1 pseudogene is annotated in these 773 nt (G+C 77.9%); it reads right to left on the reverse strand.

What is annotated here, in order from left to right:
* Positions 1–773, reverse strand: a pseudogene (locus AO501_RS38200) (PE family protein); the annotation flags it as partial.

Genomic DNA, 773 nt, shown 5'->3' on the forward strand with positions numbered 1-773 from the left:
CCGCCGGCCCCGGCTTTCCCGCCTTGACCGCCTTGGCCGCCGTCACCGCCCTGACCGCCGTACAAGCCGGGGTTGGCGCTGTTATCGATACCGGCCGCCCCGGCTCCGCCGACACCACCGGTGCCGCCGTTACCGCCGGCCCCGCCCGCACCTTGGACTCCGCCGGTGCCGGTGCCGGCCGCACCCCCGGCACCACCGGCGCCGCCCTGGCCGCCCCCGGCGCCGAGTCCGCCGGTGTCACCGGGGTTGGTCCCGGCCGACCCGTACCCGCCGGCACCGCCGTCACCCCCAGCGCCACCGACACCGCCGGTACCGGCCTGACCCAGGGCACCGCCGACCGAGCCGGCCCCACCGGCCCCAGCGTTACCCCCGATGCCGCCCACTCCACCGGTCCCACCAGTACCGCCAACGACACCTTGCAACGCGGAGTTATCGACACCCGTAGCCCCCGCACCACCGACACCACCAGTGCCGCCACCACCGCCGGCACCGCCCACACCCTGGACCCCGCCGGTCCCGGTGCCGGCCGCACCCCCGGCACCACCGGCGCCGCCCTGGCCGCCCTGGGCGCCCTGGCCGCCGTCCTCACCGGCACCGACCCCGTCCTGACCGGCGCCGGCCGCGCCACCGACACCACCAACACCGCCGGTACCGCCATCACCGGAAGCGCCGTCAGCGCCGCTCAGCGACCCGGCACCGCCGGCCCCGGCTTTCCCGCCTTGACCGCCTTGGCCGCCGTCACCGCCCTGACCGCCGTACAAGCCGGGGTTGGC

The organism is Mycobacterium gordonae, from assembly GCF_001417955.2.
GTDB lineage: Bacteria > Actinomycetota > Actinomycetes > Mycobacteriales > Mycobacteriaceae > Mycobacterium > Mycobacterium gordonae_B.